The organism is Streptomyces sp. NPDC052042 (genome assembly GCF_044548345.1).
GTDB lineage: Bacteria > Actinomycetota > Actinomycetes > Streptomycetales > Streptomycetaceae > Streptomyces.
In genome coordinates, this window is the sequence record NZ_JBIUBU010000084.1 from 1 (window position 1) to 1,475 (window position 1,475).

Sequence of the window (1,475 nt, forward strand, 5' to 3'; positions counted from 1 at the left end):
CAATACCGGTGACTTTGGCTCTTTCCGGTCGTTGAGCGGGTGTGCCAAGGCCAGGACAGGTGAAGTCGCCGGCAGGGGAGCGGTTGTCGGATCGGATTGCGCTCGGGGTGCTGACCCAGGCGTTCCCGCCAGAGTTGGTGGACGAGGTGATCGCGGAGTGCGGCCGGGCCGAGCGACGGCAGCGGTTGCTGCCGGCCCGGGTGGTCGTCTATTTCGTGCTGGCCATGTGCCTGTTTTCGGGTCAGGGATACGAGGAGGTTGCGCGGCTGCTCACGCACGGGCTGGAGCGGATGGGCCGGTGGAAGGGAACGTGGCGGGTGCCGACCACCGCGGCCATCGGCCGGGCCCGGCTGCGGCTGGGTCCGGAACCGCTGCGGGCACTGTTCGCCCGGGTGTGCCACCCGGTGGCCACCGAGGAGACCACGGGCGCGTGGTATCGGGGCTGGCGGTTGGTGGCCGTGGACGGCACCACCTTCGAAGTGCCGGATACCGAGGCCAATGCCGCCTTCTTCGGCCGCCCGGGCGTAAGCCGGGGACAGGGAAAGAGCGCGTACCCGCAGGCGCGCGTGGCCGCGCTGGTCGAATGCGGCACCCACGCCGTCTTCGCTGTCGAGACGGGCCCCTTGGCGGTCGGTGAAACCGAGCTGGCCCAGCGCCTTTTCACCGAGCTGACGCCGGGCATGCTCGTCCTGGCCGACCGGGGCTTTCGCGGCTTCGACCTGTGGCAGGCCGCCGCAGTGACCGGTGCCGATCTGCTGTGGCGGGTCAAGAACGACGCCGTGCTGCCGGTACGGGCCCTGCTGGAAGACGGCTCCTGCCTCTCCGAGATCGTCGCCGCCCGGGACAAGAACCGCCGCGCCAACCCCGCCCGGGTCCGCGTCATCGAGTACACCCTCACTCCCGGCGGCACGGTCTACCGGCTGATCACCACCATCCTGGACCCGAAGGCCGCATCCGCCGCTTCCCTGGCCGCGCTCTACGCCCAGCGGTGGGAGATCGAGAACACCCTGGACGAAATCAAGACCCACCAGGGCGGGCCCCGCCTGATCCTGCGCTCTCAGCACCCAGCCGGCGTCCAACAGGAGATCTTCGGTTTCTTCCTGGTGCACCACGCCCTGCGGACTCTGATGCATCACGCCGCGCAGCAAGCGGACCACGACCCCGACCGGATCTCCTTCACCCGGGCCCTCCGCGTCGTCCGCCGCCACGTCACCGACCAGGCGGCGTTTTCCCCCCTCCCGACTGACCCGGGCCCTGGCCGCGGCTCTGCGTGAGATCCGCGAACGCCCCCTGCCGCCCCGCCGGTTACGCGCCAACCCCCGCGTCATCAAACGCAAGATGTCCAACTGGAAACTCAAACGCACCGAGCACCGCATTCCACCCCGGCCGGCCGCACCCCGCGCGACGCTGGTTGGACCGACGAAGACCAGGCCGACCAGCCGAAAAACCACCTAAATCACCGGTATTGCCGCTAG

At 69.6% G+C, this 1,475-nt stretch carries 1 protein-coding gene; it reads left to right on the forward strand.

All coding sequences use genetic code 11. The annotated features are described in order from the left end of the window. Positions 1–41 precede the first annotated feature (41 nt). Entirely contained in the window at positions 42–1,274 is a 1,233-nt protein-coding gene (locus ACIHCL_RS36955) for an IS4 family transposase (protein ID WP_399868934.1), read from the forward strand. Positions 1,275–1,475: the final 201 nt, after the last annotated feature.